Source organism: Microbacterium sp. NPDC089696 (genome assembly GCF_044749125.1).
In the GTDB taxonomy this organism is placed as follows: Bacteria; Actinomycetota; Actinomycetes; order Actinomycetales; family Microbacteriaceae; genus Microbacterium.
Window position 1 is genome coordinate 203,707 of record NZ_JBIVHF010000001.1, and the last position, 17,531, is coordinate 221,237.

Annotated in this window: 18 protein-coding genes; 6 read left to right on the plus strand and 12 right to left on the minus strand. The window is 70.7% G+C overall.

What is annotated here, in order from left to right; genetic code table 11:
* Positions 1 to 145 precede the first annotated feature (145 nt).
* Both argG and ACIPY8_RS00990 read right to left on the minus strand, forming a co-directional pair.
* The gene (argG, locus tag ACIPY8_RS00985) at positions 146 to 1,591 is read right to left on the minus strand and encodes an argininosuccinate synthase (protein WP_400813985.1); all 1,446 of its coding nucleotides are present in this window, start codon (positions 1,589 to 1,591) and stop codon (positions 146 to 148) included.
* A 112-nt stretch (positions 1,592 to 1,703) separates the two neighbouring features.
* Positions 1,704 to 2,126 (minus strand): winged helix-turn-helix transcriptional regulator, encoded by a 423-nt coding sequence (locus ACIPY8_RS00990; protein WP_400813987.1) that lies wholly within the window; start codon positions 2,124 to 2,126, stop codon positions 1,704 to 1,706.
* Positions 2,127 to 2,224: 98 nt separating this feature from the next.
* Between ACIPY8_RS00990 and ACIPY8_RS00995 the strand changes: the two genes are divergently transcribed.
* Both ACIPY8_RS00995 and ACIPY8_RS01000 read left to right on the plus strand, forming a co-directional pair.
* Complete coding sequence (locus ACIPY8_RS00995) at positions 2,225 to 3,595, plus strand: MFS transporter (protein ID WP_400813990.1); 1,371 nt, start codon at positions 2,225 to 2,227, stop codon at positions 3,593 to 3,595.
* A 32-nt stretch (positions 3,596 to 3,627) separates the two neighbouring features.
* The gene (locus ACIPY8_RS01000) at positions 3,628 to 4,413 is read left to right on the plus strand and encodes an NAD(P)H-dependent oxidoreductase (RefSeq protein ID WP_400813991.1); all 786 of its coding nucleotides are present in this window, start codon (positions 3,628 to 3,630) and stop codon (positions 4,411 to 4,413) included.
* 11 nt (positions 4,414 to 4,424) lie between these two features.
* On the opposite strand, the gene ACIPY8_RS01005 is transcribed toward ACIPY8_RS01000, so the two are convergent.
* Both ACIPY8_RS01005 and ACIPY8_RS01010 read right to left on the minus strand, forming a co-directional pair.
* A complete protein-coding gene (locus ACIPY8_RS01005; RefSeq protein WP_400813993.1) occupies positions 4,425 to 4,841 on the minus strand; it encodes a PIN domain-containing protein in 417 nt (138 codons plus the stop codon).
* Entirely contained in the window at positions 4,825 to 5,055 is a 231-nt protein-coding gene (locus ACIPY8_RS01010; RefSeq protein WP_400813994.1) for an AbrB/MazE/SpoVT family DNA-binding domain-containing protein, read from the minus strand. The genes ACIPY8_RS01005 and ACIPY8_RS01010 overlap by 17 nt, the downstream gene beginning before the upstream one ends.
* Before the next feature lie 84 nt (positions 5,056 to 5,139).
* Between ACIPY8_RS01010 and ACIPY8_RS01015 the strand changes: the two genes are divergently transcribed.
* The 3 genes from ACIPY8_RS01015 (at position 5,140) to ACIPY8_RS01025 (ending at position 8,036) form a co-directional block, all read left to right on the plus strand.
* A complete protein-coding gene (locus tag ACIPY8_RS01015; RefSeq protein ID WP_400813996.1) occupies positions 5,140 to 5,847 on the plus strand; it encodes a ZIP family metal transporter in 708 nt (235 codons plus the stop codon).
* A gap of 154 nt (positions 5,848 to 6,001) precedes the next feature.
* On the plus strand, positions 6,002 to 6,970 hold the full coding sequence (locus ACIPY8_RS01020; RefSeq protein WP_400813998.1) for an alpha/beta hydrolase: 969 nt from the start codon (positions 6,002 to 6,004) through the stop codon (positions 6,968 to 6,970).
* A gap of 70 nt (positions 6,971 to 7,040) precedes the next feature.
* Complete coding sequence (locus ACIPY8_RS01025; protein ID WP_400813999.1) at positions 7,041 to 8,036, plus strand: hypothetical protein; 996 nt, start codon at positions 7,041 to 7,043, stop codon at positions 8,034 to 8,036.
* A gap of 19 nt (positions 8,037 to 8,055) precedes the next feature.
* Here ACIPY8_RS01025 and ACIPY8_RS01030 read toward each other — a convergent pair whose 3' ends face one another.
* The 8 genes from ACIPY8_RS01030 to ACIPY8_RS01065 all read right to left on the minus strand — a co-directional run bounded on the left by ACIPY8_RS01030 (position 8,056) and on the right by ACIPY8_RS01065 (position 15,261).
* Positions 8,056 to 9,168 (minus strand): DUF4064 domain-containing protein, encoded by a 1,113-nt coding sequence (locus tag ACIPY8_RS01030; protein WP_400814001.1) that lies wholly within the window; start codon positions 9,166 to 9,168, stop codon positions 8,056 to 8,058.
* The gene (locus ACIPY8_RS01035; protein WP_400814003.1) at positions 9,162 to 9,938 is read right to left on the minus strand and encodes a hypothetical protein; all 777 of its coding nucleotides are present in this window, start codon (positions 9,936 to 9,938) and stop codon (positions 9,162 to 9,164) included. The genes ACIPY8_RS01030 and ACIPY8_RS01035 overlap by 7 nt, the downstream gene beginning before the upstream one ends.
* Positions 9,935 to 10,942, minus strand: a complete 1,008-nt coding sequence (locus tag ACIPY8_RS01040) for a VWA domain-containing protein (RefSeq protein WP_400814005.1) — start codon at positions 10,940 to 10,942, stop codon at positions 9,935 to 9,937. The genes ACIPY8_RS01035 and ACIPY8_RS01040 overlap by 4 nt, the downstream gene beginning before the upstream one ends.
* On the minus strand, positions 10,939 to 11,925 hold the full coding sequence (locus ACIPY8_RS01045) for a VWA domain-containing protein (protein WP_400814006.1): 987 nt from the start codon (positions 11,923 to 11,925) through the stop codon (positions 10,939 to 10,941). Before ACIPY8_RS01045 ends, ACIPY8_RS01040 begins: the two co-directional genes overlap by 4 nt.
* Positions 11,916 to 12,407 (minus strand): hypothetical protein, encoded by a 492-nt coding sequence (locus tag ACIPY8_RS01050; protein WP_400814008.1) that lies wholly within the window; start codon positions 12,405 to 12,407, stop codon positions 11,916 to 11,918. The genes ACIPY8_RS01045 and ACIPY8_RS01050 overlap by 10 nt, the downstream gene beginning before the upstream one ends.
* Positions 12,394 to 13,281 carry a DUF58 domain-containing protein gene (locus ACIPY8_RS01055; RefSeq protein ID WP_400814010.1) on the minus strand — a complete coding sequence of 296 codons (888 nt, stop codon included), beginning with the start codon at positions 13,279 to 13,281 and terminating at the stop codon, positions 12,394 to 12,396. Before ACIPY8_RS01055 ends, ACIPY8_RS01050 begins: the two co-directional genes overlap by 14 nt.
* A 7-nt stretch (positions 13,282 to 13,288) precedes the next feature.
* On the minus strand, positions 13,289 to 14,431 hold the full coding sequence (locus tag ACIPY8_RS01060; RefSeq protein ID WP_400814011.1) for an AAA family ATPase: 1,143 nt from the start codon (positions 14,429 to 14,431) through the stop codon (positions 13,289 to 13,291).
* Positions 14,432 to 14,556: 125 nt separating this feature from the next.
* A complete protein-coding gene (locus ACIPY8_RS01065) occupies positions 14,557 to 15,261 on the minus strand; it encodes a Pr6Pr family membrane protein (RefSeq protein WP_400814014.1) in 705 nt (234 codons plus the stop codon).
* Between the two features lie 112 nt (positions 15,262 to 15,373).
* Between ACIPY8_RS01065 and ACIPY8_RS01070 the strand changes: the two genes are divergently transcribed.
* Positions 15,374 to 17,530, plus strand: a complete 2,157-nt coding sequence (locus tag ACIPY8_RS01070) for an adenylate/guanylate cyclase domain-containing protein (RefSeq protein WP_400814016.1) — start codon at positions 15,374 to 15,376, stop codon at positions 17,528 to 17,530.
* Position 17,531 lies beyond the last annotated feature (1 nt).

Genomic DNA, 17,531 nt, shown 5'->3' on the forward strand with positions numbered 1-17,531 from the left:
GCCCCCGAACCATCCAGCTAACCGGGGCGCGAAAGTCGTCGCATCAAAACCGAATGCAACATACCGATGTGCAGAATATAGCAACGGACGCAACGACGAGAGGGGGCGGATGCCGCAGCTTCCGCCCCCTCTCGTGGTGCTCGGGTCAGTCGGTGCCGAAGTCGAACGCGGCGCCCTCGGAGGCCGTGTCGACGGCATCCGCGAGGGTCTCGTCGGCCGCGGAGACCGAGCCCTCGACGGCGCCGGTGATCTCGGCGGACTCGCCGGCGGTCACCCGTCCGACGAGCTCGCCGGTCGCGCCGCCCACGAGGCCGAGGCCCGCGTAGTACTCGAGGCGTGCGCGCGAGTCGGCGATGTCGAGGTTGCGCATCGTGAGCTGGCCGATGCGGTCGACCGGGCCGAAGGCCGCATCGCCGACGCGCTCCATCGAGAGCTTCTCGGGGCCGTACGACAGGTTCGCGGAGGTCGTGTCGAGGATCGTCCAGTCGTCGCCGCGGCGCAGGCGGATCGTGACGGATCCGGAGATCGTCGAGCCGACCCAGCGCTGGATGGACTCGCGCAGCATGAGCGACTGCGGCTCGAGCCAGCGGCCCTCGTACATGAGGCGACCGAGGCGGCGGCCCTGCTCGTGGTAGGTGGCCAGGGTGTCCTCGTTGAGGATGCCGTTGACGAGGCGCTCGTACGCGATGAAGAGCAGCGCCATGGCCGGGGCCTCGTAGATGCCGCGCGACTTGGCCTCGATGATGCGGTTCTCGATCTGGTCGCTCATGCCGAGGCCGTGGCGCCCGCCGATCGTGTTCGCCTCCATCACGAGGGCCACCGGGTCGGTGTACTCGGTGCCGTTGATGGCGACGGGGCGGCCGCCCTCGAACGTCACCGTGACGTCCTCGGACTCGATCGCGACCGAGGGATCCCAGAACTTCACGCCCATGATCGGGTCGACGGTCTCGAGCGACACGTCGAGGTGCTCGAGGGTCTTCGCCTCGTGCGTCGCACCCCAGATGTTCGCGTCGGTGGAGTACGCCTTCTCGACGGAGTCGCGGTACGGGAAGTCGTGGGCGACGAGCCACTCGCTCATCTCCTTGCGGCCGCCGAGCTCCGTGACGAAGTCGGCGTCCAGCCACGGCTTGTAGACGCGCAGGCGGGGGTTGGCGAGCAGGCCGTAGCGGTAGAACCGCTCGATGTCGTTGCCCTTGTACGTGGAGCCGTCGCCCCAGATGTCGACGCCGTCCTCCTTCATGGCGCGCACGAGCAGCGTGCCCGTGACGGCGCGGCCGAGAGGCGTGGTGTTGAAGTACGTCTTGCCGCCGGAGCGGATGTGGAACGCGCCGCACGCGAGGGCGACGAAGCCCTCCTCGACGAGGGCGGTCTTGCAGTCGATCAGGCGCGACGCCTCGGCGCCGTACTCCAGGGCGCGGCCCGGGATGGACTCGATGTCGTCCTCGTCGTACTGCCCGAGGTCGCCCGTGTACGTGTAGGGCACCGCACCCTTGTCGCGCATCCACGCGACGGCGACGGAGGTGTCGAGTCCTCCGGAGAAGGCGATGCCGACGCGCTCGCCGACGGGCAGGGACTGGAGGACCTTGGACATGCCCTCCAGTCTATCGGCGGCGTGTCGCCTGTTTCGGACGGCCCCGGTCGTGCTCACTCCGCTTCGGACGCAGGCGGCGGCGCCGAGGGAGGACGTCTCGCGCGGCATCCTCCTACGCCGGAGTCATCTCCTGCGCCGGTGCCGCCTCGGGCGCCGTGGACTCGGGCGCCGTGGACTCGGACAGGAGACGGCGCTGATGCGCGGCGTACCCGCCGCCCCAGGTCGTGAGCACCTCGATGAGCGGCATCGCGCCGCGGCCGAGATCGCTCAGCCGGTACTCCACCTTGGGCGGGACCTGCCGGTAGACCGTGCGGATCAGCAGGCCGTCGTCCTCGAGCTCACGCAGTTGACGGGTGAGAACACGGGCGGTGGGCTCGTCGAGCAGGCGGCTGAGCTCGCCGAACCGCAGCACCTCGTGCTCGTCGAGCAGGCTGAGGATGCTCGGCTTCCAGGCCCCGCCGAGCACGGCGATCGAGATCTCGGCGTCGCACGCATCGCCCCACTCGCGGACGATGCGCTCCGTCTTCTCCCGCATGGTTCCCCTCCTCGTCGACCCATAGTATCCGGAACGTCAGTATGTGACCAGAATGACCGTACTTGTCCAGACCGTACCTACTCCACGAGACTGGGTGCGTGACCTCCCCCGTGCCCGTCGTCCCGGCTCGTCCGCGCCCCGCGCGGCATCCGTGGCTCGCCATGATCCCCCTCCTCCTCGGCATCCTCATCGGCGCTCTCGCGATCAGCAGCGTCTCCACGGCGCTGCCGGCCATCCGCGGAGACCTGACGCTCTCCGACACCGGGGCCCTCTGGCTCGTCGACGTGTACGCGCTCTCGCTCGCCGCCACGCTCATCCTCGCCGCGCGGATCGGCGACGCCTTCGGGCGCAAGCGCATCGTGCTGCTCGGCCTCGCGGGATTCGCGGCGCTCAATCTGGTCGGCGGACTCGCTCAGGACGGGCTGGTGCTGATCGTCGTGCGTGCGCTGCTCGGCGTCGCCGAGGCGTTCGTCGTGGCCGGCGTGGTCGCGACGATCGGCGCGCATTACCAGGCGCGTCAGCGCGTGCTCGCCTACGGGCTGTGGACCGCGACGTTCGGCACCGGCAGTGCGCTCGGCCCCGTGCTGGGCGGTCTCGTGACCGAGGGACCGGGGTGGCGGTGGCTGCTGCTCGGCAGCGTCCCGCTCGCGGTGGTCGCCGGTGTGCTCGCCATCTGGCTCGTGTCGGACTCCCGCAGCTCGCGCCCCGCCTCATGGGACGTGCTCAGCATCGTCTCGTCGATCGTCGCGCTCGGCGCCCTCGTCTTCGCGCTGCACGAGGTGCTGGCAGCGCCCGTCCCCGCCGTCCTCGCGGGGGTTGTCGCCGTCGCGACGCTCGTGTACTTCATCCGCCGGCAGCGACGACTGCGCGACCCGCTCATCGACATGAGGCTGTTCGGCGTCCCGGGGTTCAGCCCCGCGGTCGTGCGCATCGTGGCGGCGAGCGGCGTCTCGGCGGCATCCGTCCTGCTCGTGAGCCTGCATCTGCAGGATCTGCGCGGCTTCACGGCGGCCGAGGCGGGCATTGCGATCCTGCCGCAGGCGGTGGCGATCGCCCTCGGCGGCGTCATCGCCCCGGTGTTCCTCCGCTGGCTGAGCTCGCCCGCGCTGACCGTTCTCGCGCTCGTGGTCCAGGGGGTCGGTCTGGCGTGGCTGGCGGTGGGCGCCGATCTCGTGGCGATCCCGCTCGTGCTCGTCGGCGCCGGCTTCGGCGTGGCCGCGACGCTCGCCGCGACGACCTTGTTCGACGTCACCGCCGAGGACGACGCCGGACAGGTCGGCGCGATCCAGGAGGTGGCGTTCGCGCTCGGCGCGGGTGTGGGGGTCGCGGTGCTCGGCACGATCGCCTCGATCGTCGGAACCGGCGGCTTCGCGGTGGCGCTGCTCGTCGCGGCGGTCGCGGTCGTGGCCGCCGCGCTCCTGCCCCTGTGGCGGCGGTCTCCGACCGAGGCCGTCGCCGACGCCTCCTGACGCTCGCCCCTGACGCTCGAAGGAAGGACACCATGTCGCATTCGCGCCCCACCGTCCACTGGATCCACGCCCATCCGCAGGACGCCTCTTTCAACGCCCGGCTGTTCCGCGACGGCGTCGAGGCGCTGTCGCGGGACCACGACGTCGAGATCACCGACCTCTACGCCCAGGGGTTCGATCCCGTACTCGGGGCGGCGGACCTCGGGCAGCCCCACGGCCGCGAGGGCAACGTCGTCGACCTCATGGGCGAGGCCTACGCGGCCGGGCAGGTGCCGGCGGATGTCGTCGAGGAGCAGCGCAAGCTCGCGGCCGCCGACCTCGTCGTCCTGCAGTTCCCCCTGTGGTGGTACGGGCCGCCGGCGATCCTCAAGGGCTGGTTCGACCGCGTGCTCACGAACGGGTTCGCCTACGGCACGGCCGACCCCGACACCGGCATCCCGCTGCGCTACGGCGACGGTCCGCTCGTCGGGCGCCGTGCGCTCGTGATCGTCACCGCGGGGGAGGACGACCGCTCGATCGGGAACCGCGGCATCAGCGGAGACATCGACTCGCTGCTGTTCCCCCTCACGCACGGGACGCTCTGGTACACGGGCATCGAGTCGCTCGACCTGCACGTCGTGCACGATGCCGACGGCCTCACCGTCGAGGGGATCGACCGGGAGAGCGCGCGGCTGCGGGAGCGGCTCGCCGGGATCGACGACGAGGCGCCGAGCAACCCGTACCGCCGCCTGCGCGACGGCGACTACCGGGGCACGCGGGCGCTGCGGGCGGATCTGCTGCCCGGGCGCACCGATCTCGGCATCCACCGCCTCGCCTGACGCGCGGCGGATCAGGGTGTGCGGACCTCGATCTGCAGCGCGGCGTACGTGTGCACGGCTCGCTGGTCGCAGGTGAGCAGGGGGACGCCGGCCGCTTTCGCGGCGAGGGCGACCAGACCGTCGTAGACCGCGCCGCCTGCGATACCGGCGGCGGTGAGCGTCTGCACGGCGCGGAGCGCATCGCGCGAGGGCAGCGCCACCGATGCGGCGAACGAGTGATCGATCAGCTCCGCGGCGCGCCGAGGAGTGACGCGGGCGGCGCCGGGGAGTCGGGTCAGCACCGAGTACGTCTCGACCATCGCGTGACCCGACAGACCGAGTGTGCGCCCGCGGCACGCAGCGGTGACCCGCTCGTGCAGAGGATTCGCGTCGTGCAGCAGCGCGATCGCGGCGCTGGTGTCGAGCAGCAGGTCAGCGCTGATCGGCAAGGCGCAGCTCGCGGATCTCGTCGGGGCCCAGCGCAGGGCCGCCCGAGATCACCAGACGCCCGTCTCGCTCGACGATGTTGTCGGGTGCCTCGACCTCGATCCGCACTCCGGTGCCGTCGACGATGAGATCGACCGGGCCCGGCAGCATCCCGAGTCGCTCCCTGATGCTCGCTGGGATGACGATCCGCCCTGCCTTGTCCATGGTCGCATGCATGCCATGACGATACCATTCCGATGGCATTCGTGTCTCCGGGTTTCTCGCGCGCACGGTGGCAGAGTGTGCGGGACGGAGGTGCACATGGGTCAGGCGGTGCTGTGGGGAGCGGTCGCTGCCGCGCCTCTGTTCGTCGGCGCGGTACTGGCGCTGCTGCGCACCTGGCCGCCCCGGTGGCTCGGCATCGTGCTGGGCTTCGGGGCCGGTGCGCTCATGGCCTCGATCGCGTTCGAGCTCTGGGAGGAGGGCCTCGCGCTCGCGGGACCGATCCCGCTCGTGGTCGGCGTCGCGCTCGGCGCCCTGAGCTACTACGTCGCCGACCGCATCCTCGATGCGCGCGCCGCGAAGACGAAAGGTCCCGCGGGCGGCGGGCAGCTCGCGGTGGGGGCGCTGCTCGACGGCATCCCCGAGCAGCTCGTGCTCGGCATCGGCCTGGCGTCGGGCGAGCCCGTGAGCGTCGCACTCGTGATGGCGATCCTCGTGTCGAACCTGCCCGAGTCCATCGGCTCAGCCGCCGACCTGTTGCAGGGCGGGATGACGCGCTCGCGCGTGCTGCTGCTGTGGGCGGGCGTGACGGTGATCTGCGCAGCGGCGACCGTGGCCGGCTTCGGGCTCGCGACGGTGACCGACGACAGCTTCCGTGCCGCGGCGAGCGGATTCGCGGCCGGAGCCCTGCTCGTCATGCTCGTCGACTCGATGGTGCCGGAGGCACAGTCGAAGGCGAAGGAGTCGACCGGCCTCGCGACCGTGCTGGGCTTCGCGCTCGCCGCCGGCCTCGCTCTCGCGACCTGACCTCGTCGCCGCGCCGCGGACAGCCCCGCCGTCCGGCGGTCGGGGCGCCCCGGATCGGCCGCATCCGGCGGGTTCCCGGCCGCGGCGCACGGCGGGATGCTGAGCGGAAGGTCGCCTCCGCGCGACGATGGACACTGTGAACGAAGGAGTTCCCATGACCGACACGCTCACCCGCCCGCCGTTCGATCCCGAGCTCGAGGCCGCTCTCGCCCTCGTCGCGGATCAGCTGCCGACGACCCTCACCGCCGAGATGATCCCGCTGCTGCGGCAGTCGCCGGTCGCGGGCGACGACGAGATCCGCCAGGTGCTCGCCGACCGCGGCTTCGTCTGGCGCGACGAGACGATCCCCGGTCACGACGGCGACGACATCGTCGTGACCGTGATCGAGAAGGAGGGGCGCACCGGGACCGGCCCTGGGTTCTTCCACACGCATGGCGGCGGCATGATCATCGGCACCCGCTGGCTCGGCGTCGTCGGGTTCCTCGACTGGGCCGAGCGCTTCAACGGCGTCATCGTCACGGTCGAGTACCGGCTCGCGCCGGAGTTCCCCGACCCGTACCCCGTCGAGGACTGCTACGCGGCCCTGCGGTGGACGGCCGAGAACGCCGAGGAGCTGGGCATCGACGCGACCCGTCTGCTGATCGGCGGAGGCAGCGCCGGCGGCGGACTGGCCGCAGGCACGGCTCTGCTCGCGCGGGATCGCCGCGGTCCGGGCCTCGTGGGACAGCTGCTCATCTACCCGATGCTCGACGACCGTGACGAGAGCGTCTCCACGAGGCAGATCGACGGCGTCGGGGTGTGGGACCGCGGCTCCAACATCACCGGATGGACCGCGCTCCTCGGCGACCGCAAGGGCACGGACGACGTGTCGATCTACGCGGCGCCCGCACGGGCGACCGACCTCGCGGGGCTCCCGCCGGCGTTCATCGACTGCGGCAGCGCCGAGGTGTTCCGCGACGAGGACGTCGCCTACGCCTCGAGACTGTGGGAGGCCGGCGTCCAGGCCGAGCTGCACGTCTGGGCGGGCGGGTTCCACGGCTTCGATATGTTCGCGCCCCACGCCGCTGTCGCGCAGGCCATGCTCGCCGCGCGGGACGACTGGGTGAACCGCCTGCTCGGATAGCCGCCGCCGCACGCTAGGGGGTCACGACGTCGACCCCCTAGTGTGGAAGCCCCGCGCGATGGAGCCCGACATGCAAGATCTGCTGGGGCGGCTGACCGCCCTCGACCCCGATGCGAGCGAGACCCTCAAGGTCGTGTCCTACTTCGACGCCCTCGTCGCGCGGTCGGTCGGCGTGGAGAGCATGCTGCGCGGAGCGGCGGTGCTGAGCGGTGCCACGGTCGGACAGCGCGACGGCGCCCACATCATGCGAGTACGGGCCGACGGGGTGCGCATCGAGCCGCAGGACCCGGGCGAGGAGCACCTGCGGCGCGAGAGCGGCGCCGACGCGGTCGCCTGGATCGAGCGCGAGGGCGAGCCGCACACGAACGACGCCATGATCCTCGAACGGCTCACGCTGGCGCTCGGCATCCTCCGCGCCCGGCGCTCGGTCGCACCCGAGAGCGCGGTCGAGCTCGTGCTCAGCGCCTACTCGAGTCCCGACGAGAGGGCCGCCGCGCTGACCCGCCTGCGCCTCTCGTCGGGCGATCTGCGCGTCGTCGCCTCCCCTCCGGACCCGGCGCCGCTGCCCCGGCATCCGTCTGCCGTCGTCGCCACGAGGCACGGCCTCACGCGCGCCACGCTCCTCGCGGCGGACGACGATCCGTGTGCCGCCTGGCCGCTCGGGGCAGGGGCGCGGCTCGGGATCGGCCCCGCGGGCGCGGGTGCGGCGCTCACGGATTCGTGGAGCGCGGCTCTCATCGCGGTGCGCCTCACGAGCGATGCGGAGCCGACCATCCGTGCCGAGGAGCTGGGGGCCGCTCTGATCGTCGCGCAGCACGCCGAGTCCGCTCCCGCGCATCCGGATGCCGTGGCGCTCGACCGACTCGATGCCCGTGGCCTCGAGCTGCTCGACGCGGTCGCGGAGGAGCGCAGCGTGCGGGGAGCCGCCGTGCGGCTGGGGCGCCATCACTCCAGCGTCCAGGAGCGGCTGACCTCGCTGATCGACGTGCTCGGCTACGACCCGCGCACACCACGCGGTCACACGCGCTACGCGCTCGCGCGGATGCTGCTGACCCTCGCCACCTGATCCGTGAGGGCGCGTCTCATTAGAAGCCCGGGTACTCCTTCAGCTTCTCCTCGAACTCGGCGCGGTCGGCGTCGCTGAGCACGGCGCTCGCGATCACGGTGATCTGCAGGCCCTCCAGCGGTTCTCCGGTTCGGGCGCTCTGCGCTTCGCGTGCGGTGCGGAAGTCGCCGGTGGGGTCCTTCGAGAGGTCGTAGATGTTCGCGTAGAACCGCAGCGGATCGGGGTAGTTCTCGGTGTAGTACTCCCACGTGTGCTGCTGACGGGGGTCCTCGCTGCCGTAGAGCTTCGCGATCATCGACGGGTCGATCCCGGAGAACTCGTCGTTGAACGAGTACAGGTACGACATGCCGTGCTCGGCGACCACGTCGTCGATGAGGTCCATCACGGCCAGCTTGCGGTCGTAGTCCTGGATCGGCTCCGTCGTCGCCCAGCTCGCAGAGGTGTACTCCACGAGCATCGACTCCCCGCCGTACCCGTTGCGCTCGGGACGGAAGTCCTCGTCGCCGACCGCGACCCACTCGTACCCGAACTCCGCCGTGACGCGCGCGCGGATGTCGGTGAAGAGCGACTCGGCGTCTGCCTGCACCTGCTCGAGGGACTGCTGCCGCAGGGTCTGCTCCGGGTCCGTGCCCTTGATCCCCGGGTACGCCTCCTCGTGCTTCTGCTCCTCGGACTTGATGCCCTCGTAGCCGCCGGCCGCCGAGGTGCGCAGTGCGCTCACGCCGCCGATGGTCGCGACGTTGACGACGAGGGCGATCGCGAGGGCGACAGCACCGAGGGTGCGCCCCCGGCTCGTGACGAGTGCGCCGACGCCGATCGCGACGACCACGAGCTGCAGCGCGATCATGGTGATGCCGTAGAGCGCGTCGGTCGCCCCGACGGCGAGCGTGACGAGCAGGACGAGCGCGAAGAGGATGCCCGCGATCAGCGCGATCCACCCCAGGGCGTTCGCGGGCGTCCGCACCTCGGGTTCGGCCGTCGCGCTGCCGATCGCGCCGGGGACGGCGGGGAGCGGCGTGACGCCTCCGGACGGTCGTCGGGCGCCGCGGTAGCCGCCCGGAGGAGGGACGGGCGGTGCCCCCTCGGTGCCGGCGACGTATCGCGCGCGCTGCTTCTCGTGGTCCATCACCATGGCCTGTCCGTCCCGGAGCCGGGCTCGTCTCCGCCCTGCTGCTGGTCGCGTTCCTGCGTACCCTGCTCGAGCTTGTCCTTGAGCTCCTCCAGCTTGTCCTCCGAGGGCTGCGGCTCGGGCTGATCCTGGGGCTGCTCCTCCTGGTCGGACGGCTGCTCCTGCTCCTGCTCCTGCTGCTTCTGCTTCAGCCGGTCCTCGAGGCCGTCCTTGCTGTCCTGCATGTCGCGGCTCGGGTCGGAGGACTGCTGCTGCGCCTCCTCGCTGTCGCACTCCTCAGGCATCTCGGTGGTGACCGTGAGCGCATCGCCGTAGAGCTGCGCGGCCGTCGCGCCGTCCCCGTCGGCGCGGGCAGCATCGCCCATGCGCTCGATCACGAGGGCGAGATTGATCCGCACGCTGCAGACCTCGAGACCGGTCGCGAGGTCGAGCGACTCCTCCAGCTTCGCGCGCGCCTCGGGCAGGCGCTCCGCTCCGGCGAGGGCCGTGCCGACGTTGAAGGGCGCCTTGTACGGCTCGAACCAGTTGAGGAACTCCTGCCCGCGGGCGGCGGACTCCGACGCCGAGAAGTCGTCGACGACGTAGGCGCTGATCGACTGGTGGGCGAACGCGTACATGCTCAACAGCTTGCCGACGAACAGCAGCGCCGCGAGGGTCAGCGGCAGCGTGCCGATCGCGATCCACCGGCGGATGCGGCGGCGGCGACGGTTCGAGGCCAGGAGAGCGGATGCCGCCTGCGCGCGCAGGTCGTCCGGAGCGGTCACGGTGCTCATGCGTCACCTCCGCCGGTCGGCGTGCGGGGAGCGCGGAGGTGCCGCAGGCGCGCGACGAGCATGCTGGCGCGGGCGAGCTCCACCGCGAGCAGGGTGGCGAGGACGAGAGCCGCGATCCAGTACAGCTCGATCACGTTCCCGACCGTGCCCGACTCGGCGTAGGCCGTGGTGGTCGACGGCGCCTCGGGCAGTGCGATCTCGGCATCCGCGCTGCGATGCTGGTACTCGACCCCCAGCTGCGAGGCGATCCGCTCGAGGTTGGTCTCGTCGATGACGGACAGTGCATCGGCGCCCTCGTACTGGATGTAGTCGCCGGGTGCGCCGTCGACCGCGCCGGTCGTGAGCCGCATCGGACCGCCCTCCGCCGTGCCGTAGCCGAGCACGGCACCGGCGTCCGTGTACGTCCCGGCGCCGTCGAAGGGCTCGGGAGTCGAGTCGGTCGTCTGCTCCCCGTCGCCGAAGTAGAACACCATGCGCGAGCGGTCGGGCTGAGACTCCGCCGCGTTCGACAGCGTGTCGGCGAGCAGCTGGTTCGCGATGCCCACCGAGCTGCCGCGGGACTGGCTCGTGACCTCGGGCCGCAGCACGTCGAGCGATGAGATGAGCGCCGTCGTGTCGGTCGTGAGCGGGAGGCGCAGGTCGGCGGAGGCCGCCGAGGTGATGAGGGCGAAGCGCGCCCCGGGGTACTCGTCGACGATGCTCTGCACGTCCGCCCGCACGCCGTCGAGGCGGGGTTCGCCGTCACCCCAGTCCTCCGCGACGATGCTCGCGGTGGTGTCGACCACGAGGACGATGTCGGTGTCGGTCGCGAGGGTCTGCGTGGAGCCACCGGGGAGGCCCGGCCGGAGCAGCATCACGAACACCGCCAGCAGCATCACGAGACGCATCGCCCACAGGGCCTTGGCGCGACCGGGCGCCTTCACGAGGGCGAGCACACCGATCGCGGCGATCGGCGCGCACAGCAGCACGAGCAGGAAGACGTTGAGCACGGGCTGGAGGATCACAGCTTCACCCTCCACAGCACGACGACGAACGAGAGCGCCGCGATCATCAGCACGACGATCCAGAGATCAGGGGTGTCGGTCCACACGATCTGCGCCTGGCCCTGGAGCTCGGTGGCCTCCTGCTCCTGGACCTGCGTGACGATGTCGCTCACGGTCGTGGTGTCGCGGAGGCCGTAGGCCGCGCCGCCGGTCGCTTCGGCCGCGCGGGAGAGCTCGGCGCTCACCTCGGCGTCCTTGCCCTGCACGGGGTTGAGTGCGAACACGCGCACTCCCACCGACGCGGCGTACGCGGAGGCCTCGTCGAGCGTGACGATCGAGGCGCCGTTGACCTCGTTGTCTGTCGCGAAGATGATCGACCGCGAACGGTCGTCGTCGGGGTGGTCGAAGGCCATGGTGCAGGCGGCGAGACCGTCGCCGATGAGAGAGGCGCCGTTGCCGTTGAGCGTGCCGACCCAGTGCTCGGGGATCTCGTCGAGGTAGTCGAAGCTCTCGCGGATGCTCTGCAGATGCCCGCGGATGAACGAGTAGTCGTCCGTGAGGGGGAAGATCTGCACGGGCGAGCTGTTGAAGATCGTCAGGCCGATGCGCTCGCCCTCGAAGTCGTCGAGCAGCTCCTCGAACACGGTGAGCACCTCGACATCGACCTCGCTCATGGATCCGGACACGTCGAGGCAGAGCATGATGTCCCGGCTGGTGTTGACGGGCTGGATCGTCTGCGACGACATCGGCCGGGCCGCGACCACGCCGGCCGCGAGCATCGCCACCGCTCCGATCGCGAGGATGCCGGTGAGCGCGACCACGCGACGCGTGAGGGCGCGCCGGAAGGTCGGCAGCGCGCGGAGCCGCTCGGCGCGGGCGATGCGCGCATGCTCGTGCACACCTCCGCGTCCGCTGCCGCGCAGTCCCAGCAGCACGCCGACCACGACCGCCACCACCAGGAGGCCGGCGACGACGAGGATCAGCCATCCGTTCGCTAGTGCCACGAGCGCACCACCGTCCTGGCGGCCTCGGCGCCCGCGACCGGGTCGATCGACGGACCCTGCCGGAAGATGCTCGGGTAGTAGTGGCGGCTCACGGCGTCGATCAGCGCCGGGTGCACACCACGCGACACGAGGTCGTCGAGCGCGAGCACCGGCGCCTCGAGGCCGCTGTACTCGTTCACGAACGTGCGCACGACGCGGCTCAGCTCGAGGTTGGCGTTGCGGGCCGTGAGAGCCCGGGCGCGGTAGTCGTCCTCGATGTGCTGGATGCGCTCCAGGTACTCGACGCGCAGCTGCGACAGCACGTCGCCGGTCAGCAGTGTCGCGTCGTGCCCGTCGCGGCTCAGCGTGACGTCGCGCCGCGGGCGCGTGAGCGCGACGACCAGCCAGGCGGCCGCGATGAGCAGCAGCAGGATGCCGATCGCGAGCAGGATCCAGCCCCAGCCGTACTGCGCCGGCGGGTAGAGCTCGTCAGAGCCGGGCATTCGACCTCCGGTTCAGCAGCTGGAGCAGCTGCGCGACGGCGTCGTCCTGGTCGGCCAGCACTCCGTGACTGATCTCCATGCGGGTGAGGAGCTCGGCGAGGCGTGCGGCATCGGCCTCGGTCCGCGTCGTGAGCTCGCGCACGATGTCGGCGTCGCCCTGCACGAAGTCGGGCACCTCCCACAGGCTGTCGACGTCGCGGCGGGCGGTCGCCGTGCGGTGGTCGAGCACGGGCTCGGCGTCGCGCACCGTGAGCCAGAGCACATCGTGCTGCACGCGCAGGCGGCGCAGCATCCGCTCCGTCTCGTCGGTGACCGGGGCCTCGTCGGTCACGATCACGACGATCATGCGTCGCGAGATCGTGCGAGCGACGTACGACAGCAGGGCGTCGCGGTCGCTGGGCGCCCGGCTCTCGTCGATCGCGCGGTCGACGGTCCGGAGGGCGTGCTCGAGCGCTCCCTCGCTGCGTCCGGGGGCTCGCCGGCGCACGCGGTCGGCGTCGCCGTAGACGAGGGAGAAGTCGTCGCCGTGGCGGAGCGCCAGCACGCCGAGCACACCCGCGGCCAGGATCGCGAGGTCCTTCTTCGGCTTCTCGTCGCGCGCCAGCGCCCCCATCGACCGCCCGGTGTCGACCACGAACAGCACGGTGTGCATGCGCAGGGCTCGGTGCCTCTTCACGAGCGGTGTGCCGAGACGCGCCGTCGCGCGCCAGTCGATGTCGCGCACCTGATCGCCGTACTCGTACTTGCGCAGATCCTCGAAGTCGAGACTGCGCCCGTGCAGCAGCGATGCGTACGGGCCGTCGAGGGCGTGCAGCGACTTGCGCGACGAGTGGATGAAGAGCTTGCTCTTCACCTGGGTGATCAGGCTGGGCATGGGGTCGTCAGGGCGTGGGGACCGCGCCGAAGATCTGGTCGATGATCTCCTCGCTGCGGATGCCCTCGGCGTCGGCTTCGAACGTGAGCAGCACGCGGTGGCGCAGCACGAGGTGGCGGAGCGCGCGGATGTCCTCGGGGAGCACGTGCGCGCGGCCGTTGAGCAGCGCGAGAGCCCGCGACGCCTGCAGGAAGGCGATGCTCGCGCGGGGGCTCGCGCCGTACTTGATGTAGCGGGCGCGCTCCTCGCCGATGTACGGCGCCGGGTTCCGGGTGACGTACGCGATCGACACGATGTAGTTGCGGATCGCCGGGTCGACGTAGATGCGGCCGGCGACGTCCTGCAGCATCCGCACGTCGTCGAGCGTGATCGCGCTCTCGACGTGACGGTCGGGGTCGAGCACGCCGGAGTCGATGCGTCCGAGGATCTCGAACTCGTCGGCCGGGCTCGGATACTCGACGATCTCCTTGAGGAGGAAGCGGTCCATCTGCGCCTCGGGCAGCTCGTACGTGCCCTCCTGCTCGATGGGGTTCTGCGTCGCGATCACGAGGAACGGCTGGGGCAGGTGGTGCACCTCGCCGCCGATCGTGGTCTGGTGCTCCTGCATCGCCTCGAGCATGGCGCTCTGCGTCTTGGCGCTCGACCGGTTGATCTCGTCGAGCAGCACGAAGTTCGCGTGCACGGGGCCGAGCACCGTGCGGAAAGAGCCGGTCGCCGCGTCGTAGATCTGGTTGCCCGTGATGTCGCTGGGCAGCAGGTCGGGCGTGCACTGGATGCGCTTGAACTGCGCCTTCACGGTGTCGGCGAGCGTGCTCGCGGCGGTGGTCTTGGCCAGCCCCGGCACGCTCTCGAGCAGGATGTGCCCGCCGGCGATGAGGGCGATGAGCAGGCTCATGCGCAGCCGCTCCTGGCCGACCATCTTGGCCGAATACGCGTCGGACACCGTCTTCAGCACGGCGCTCGCGCGGCGGAGCTCGGCGTCGGTGGGCGCCTCGGCCTTCGTCGATGCGGAGGAGGAGGTCGGCACGGCGCTCGCCGCGGCCTCGGCGCGCGTGGCCGGGGGAGCGGGAGGCGCGGGCGCCGTCGATGGAGCGGGGGGCGGAGGCGGGGTCGATCCCGCGGAGGGTCCCGGCGCGTAGGGCTCGTTCATCAGTCTCCTCGTTCCACGGGGACACCACGGCGATCCCCCGCGCACCAGCGTAACCGCATCCGTCGACGCGGCTCCGGCGTCGAGGTGGGGACTTCTCCCCATCCGCTCACGGCTTCGGAGGAACGTCAGGCCGTGTCGGGGACGGATGCCGCGCGGCGGCGCCCCACCCAGACCACGAAGAACGCGACGCCGACGATCGCGATCGCGATGCCGACGATGTAGCCGGCGACCCCGAGGTAGCCGCCGGGGACGACGTTCGGGTTCAGGAACGGGTACGGGTACCACCAGGGCTCGCCCGTGGCGGGCGAGATGACCAGGTTCGCGCGGATCATCGTGTACGCGACCCAGGCGAGCGGGAAGATCGCCGTGATCGCCACGGTGCTCCACGGCAGGGACCGTCGACGCGGGGCGAACAGCACATCGAGCAGGAGGAGCACGGGCACGATCACGTGCAGGACCTCGTTCGACCAGGGAACCGTCACGCCCTGGGGCAGCTCGATCCCGCGGAGCAGGGTGTTGTACACGATGCCGGTCACGATCATGTAGGTGCCGGCGCAGACCAGCAGGACCGCGAGCCAGCGGGGCTCCGGCTCGTCGTCGCCGCGGTGGCGGAGAGCCCAGACGGCGCCGAGCACGAAAGCGACCGCGGCGATCAGGTTCGAGTCGATCGTGAAGAAGCTGAGGAAGTTCCCGCCGACGGTCGGCAGGTCGGCGCCCCACGGCGTCGTCGCCTGCGTGGCGATCTGCAGCGTGCGGGAGAGCTGCGCGATCACCGCGGCCAGGCCGAGCGCCGCGGCTGCCAGTCGTGCGTAGGGCCACCAGGTCTTCATGTTCGCCTCCGCGCACACACTATCGACATCGCGCGAAGTCGACCCTAGACCGACGTACCGATATATCGATAGCGTCTGACGCAGGACGGCAACGCGCGTGGCGGAGGGGCACATGAGCGAAGGCACGACGACACCTGCATCCCGAGAGGGTCGACGCTCCTGGCGCGGCCGCGCGGGGCTCAGCATCCAATCCAAACTGCTCATCATGCTGCTGGCGGTGAGTCTCGTCTCGTCGGTGATCGTCGGAACGATCGGGTTCCTCAACGGTCGCCAGTCGCTGCACGACTCGGCCGTCGACCAGCTCATCACGATCCGTTCCATGCGCGCGGCCGAGATCACCACGGCGATCGACGCCGTCAAGCGCGACGCCTCGCTCCACTCCCGCAACCTCAGCGCGCAGACGTTGTCGACCTCGATCAACGAGGGGTACGAGGCGCTGGAGCAGGAGACGTCGGAGCCCGAGGACCGTGCGGCGCTGGAGACCTACTACACCGACACCTTCATCCCCGAGCTCGAGAACCGCACGGGCGACTCGTACGGCGACGAGGCATTCATCCCCGAGTCCGTCGCCGGCCAGCACCTGCAGGCGCGTTTCACGACCCTGAACCAGGACTTCGACGCCGATTACGACACGCTCCTCGACGACAACGACCCCGGCGACGGCTCGACCTACGCCGAGGCCTCGGCCCGCTACGGCGACTACTTCACCCGACTCGTCCGCGAAGCCGGCTACGAGGACGCGCTGCTGATGAACCTCGACGGCGACGTCGTGTTCTCGGCCTACAAGGGTGCGGAGCTCGGCACCAACCTCATGACCGGCCCGTACCGCGACACGGTGCTCGCGAAGGCCTACGCCGAGGCGATCGCCACGAACTCGGTCAGCACCGTCATCCTCACCGACTTCGAGCGGTGGGTGCCCTCGCTCGGCATCCCGACCATGTGGGTGATCTCCCCCGTCGGCAACGACAGCCGCATCACGGGCGCCATGGCCTTCCAGGTGTCGATCGACACGATCAACGACCTCACCACGGGCAAGGAGCAGTGGAAGGAGCAGGGGCTCGGCGACACCGGCGAGGTCTACCTCGTCGGTCGCGACGACCTCATGCGCAGCAACTCCCGTCGCCTGATCGAGGATCCCGAGAACTACGCGAAGATCGCCGTGAACGGCGGCGTCCCGCCGAGCGTCGTGCAGCGGGCCGTCGAGGTGAACGGCACGGTGCTCCTGCAGCAGGTCAACACGCAGGCCGTCACGGATGCCCAGGCCGGGCGCTCCGGCACGACGATCGGCCGCGACTACCTGGGGCGTGAGAGCGTCACGGCGTACGCGCCGCTCGAGATCGAAGGGCTCGACTGGGTCATCATCGCGCGCATCGACTCGGAGGAGGCGTTCGCTCCGGTGAGCGACTTCACCCGCACGGTGCTGCTGTCGCTGCTCGGCATCCTGCTCGGCGTCTCGCTCCTGTCGCTCCTGCTCGCGCAGGTGTTCACGAGGCCGGTGCACCGTCTCGTCGGGGCCGTGCACCGGGTCGCGGAGGGAGACCTCGACGTCCAGGTGCCCCAGGGCGCCCGCGACGAGTTCGGCGACCTCGGGCACGCCTTCAACGACATGGCGTCGAGTCTGCGCATCAAGCAGGAGCTCATCGACGAGCAGCAGGCCGAGAACGAGAAGCTCCTGCTCACGCTCATGCCCGAGAGCGTCGCCGCGAAGTACAAGAAGGGCGACGAGGCGATCTCCGAGGCGCACGAGAACGTGTCGGTCGTGTTCGCGGAGCTCATCGGCTTCGACGACTACGCCCGGGGCCTGTCGCCCGAGCAGGAGATCGGTCACCTCAACACGCTCATGCGCGGCTTCGACGAGGCGGCCGAGAAGGCCGGCGTCGAGAAGGTGCGAACCCTGCGCGGTGGGTACCTGGCGTCCTCGGGGCTCGTCGTGCCGCGCGTCGACAACGTGAGGCGCAGCGTCGACTTCGCCAGGAACGTGCTCGCCGCGGTCGAGCGGTTCAACGCACAGAACGGCACCGCGATCGGTGTCCGCGCCGGTGTGGACACCGGCACCGTGACGAGTGGTCTCGTCGCGCGGACGAGCCTGGCGTACGACCTGTGGGGCGATGCCGTGAACCTGGCGTATCGGGTCCGCTCGGTCACGGGCGACCCCGGCGTGTACGTGAGCCAGACGGTCTACGACCGCACGCGCGAGATCTTCACGTACAGCGAGGCCGGCACGATCGAGGCCCACGGCGGCACCGAGACCGTGTGGAGGGTGGCCTGAC

Bases quoted from the DNA above. Each gene is read 5' to 3' on its own strand.
- ACIPY8_RS01035 (WP_400814003.1), bottom strand. From the start codon at position 9,938: ATGAGCACCGTGACCGCTCCGGACGACCTGCGCGCGCAGGCGGCATCC.
- ACIPY8_RS01020 (WP_400813998.1), top strand. From the start codon at position 6,002: ATGACCGACACGCTCACCCGCCCGCCGTTCGATCCCGAGCTCGAGGCC.
- ACIPY8_RS01070 (WP_400814016.1), top strand. From the start codon at position 15,374: ATGAGCGAAGGCACGACGACACCTGCATCCCGAGAGGGTCGACGCTCC.
- ACIPY8_RS00990 (WP_400813987.1), bottom strand. From the start codon at position 2,126: ATGCGGGAGAAGACGGAGCGCATCGTCCGCGAGTGGGGCGATGCGTGC.
- ACIPY8_RS01055 (WP_400814010.1), bottom strand. From the start codon at position 13,281: ATGCCCAGCCTGATCACCCAGGTGAAGAGCAAGCTCTTCATCCACTCG.
- ACIPY8_RS01025 (WP_400813999.1), top strand. From the start codon at position 7,041: ATGCAAGATCTGCTGGGGCGGCTGACCGCCCTCGACCCCGATGCGAGC.
- ACIPY8_RS01065 (WP_400814014.1), bottom strand. From the start codon at position 15,261: ATGAAGACCTGGTGGCCCTACGCACGACTGGCAGCCGCGGCGCTCGGC.
- ACIPY8_RS01030 (WP_400814001.1), bottom strand. From the start codon at position 9,168: ATGGTGATGGACCACGAGAAGCAGCGCGCGCGATACGTCGCCGGCACC.
- ACIPY8_RS01000 (WP_400813991.1), top strand. From the start codon at position 3,628: ATGTCGCATTCGCGCCCCACCGTCCACTGGATCCACGCCCATCCGCAG.
- ACIPY8_RS01060 (WP_400814011.1), bottom strand. From the start codon at position 14,431: ATGAACGAGCCCTACGCGCCGGGACCCTCCGCGGGATCGACCCCGCCT.
- ACIPY8_RS01015 (WP_400813996.1), top strand. From the start codon at position 5,140: ATGGGTCAGGCGGTGCTGTGGGGAGCGGTCGCTGCCGCGCCTCTGTTC.
- ACIPY8_RS01050 (WP_400814008.1), bottom strand. From the start codon at position 12,407: ATGCCCGGCTCTGACGAGCTCTACCCGCCGGCGCAGTACGGCTGGGGC.
- ACIPY8_RS01010 (WP_400813994.1), bottom strand. From the start codon at position 5,055: ATGCATGCGACCATGGACAAGGCAGGGCGGATCGTCATCCCAGCGAGC.
- argG (WP_400813985.1), bottom strand. From the start codon at position 1,591: ATGTCCAAGGTCCTCCAGTCCCTGCCCGTCGGCGAGCGCGTCGGCATC.